1 rRNA gene (running past one end of the window) is annotated in these 1,400 nt (G+C 45.5%); it reads left to right on the top strand.

Going from position 1 to position 1,400, the window contains the following annotated elements:
- Positions 1 to 123: 123 nt before the first annotated feature.
- Positions 124 to 1,400 (top strand): 23S ribosomal RNA (locus tag AC1RPR_RS07770); it runs 1,742 nt beyond the window's last position.

Below are 1,400 nucleotides of genomic sequence, written 5' to 3'. Positions count from 1 at the left end.
AAATTTGTTCTTTGAAAACTAGATAATATTTATTAAATTTTTAAGCAATAAGCCGAGAAACACCGCGTTTTATTAGTTAAGAACGTAGTTCTTAACAAAACCACTTTGCTTTAAGTAAAGTTAGGTTAAGTTATCAAGGGCGCATGGTGAATGCCTTGGCACTAGGAGCCGATGAAGGACGGGACTAACACCGATATGCTTCGGGGAGCTGTAAGTAAGCTTTGATCCGGAGATTTCCGAATGGGGGAACCCAGCAGTTTTAATCGACTGTTACTATTAACTGAATACATAGGTTATATAGAGGTAAACGCAGGGAACTGAAACATCTAATTACCTGCAGGAATAGAAAGAAAAATCGATTCCCTAAGTAGCGGCGAGCGAACAGGGAAGAGCCCAAACCAAGAAGCTTGCTTCTTGGGGTTGTAGGACTGCTCATTTGAGTTACCAAAGATTTTTATAGTAGAAGAGTCTGGGAAGACTCGCCGTAGAGGGTGATAGCCCCGTATACTAAATGAAAATCTCTCAGAGCAGTATCCTGAGTACGGCGGAACACGAGAAATTCCGTCGGAATCCGGGAGGACCATCTCCCAAGGCTAAATACTCCCTAGTGACCGATAGTGAACCAGTACCGTGAGGGAAAGGTGAAAAGCACCCCGGAAGGGGAGTGAAATAGTTCCTGAAACCATGTGCCTACAAATAGTTAGAGCCCGTTAATGGGTGATAGCGTGCCTTTTGTAGAATGAACCGGCGAGTTACGTTTGCTTGCGAGGTTAAGTTGATAAGACGGAGCCGTAGCGAAAGCGAGTCTGAATAGGGCGCCATAGTAAGTAGACGTAGACCCGAAACCAAGTGACCTACCCATGTCCAGGTTGAAGGTGCGGTAAAACGCACTGGAGGACCGAACTCATGTATGTTGAAAAATGCTGAGATGAGGTGTGGGTAGCGGAGAAATTCCAAACGAACTTGGAGATAGCTGGTTCTCTCCGAAATAGCTTTAGGGCTAGCCTCGGAATTAAGAATCATGGAGGTAGAGCCACTGTTTGGACTAGGGGCCCATCTAGGGTTACTGAATTCAGATAAACTCCGAATGCCATTGATTTATATCCGGGAGTCAGACTGCGAGTGATAAGATCCGTAGTCGAAAGGGAAACAGCCCAGACCACCAATTAAGGTCCCAAAATACATGTTAAGTGGAAAAGGATGTGGAATTGCACAGACAACTAGGATGTTGGCTCAGAAGCAGCCACCATTTAAAGAGTGCGTAATAGCTCACTAGTCGAGTGATTCTGCGCCGAAAATGTACCGGGGCTAAACATGTTACCGAAATTGTGGATGGAACCCATTAGGGTTCCGTGGTAGGAGAGCGTTCTAAGGGCAACGAAGCTAGACCGTAAGGACTG

The organism is Dellaglioa sp. CoH-57-MRSF-22, assembly GCF_056781895.1.
This window is presented reverse-complemented; position numbering and strand designations above follow the sequence as displayed.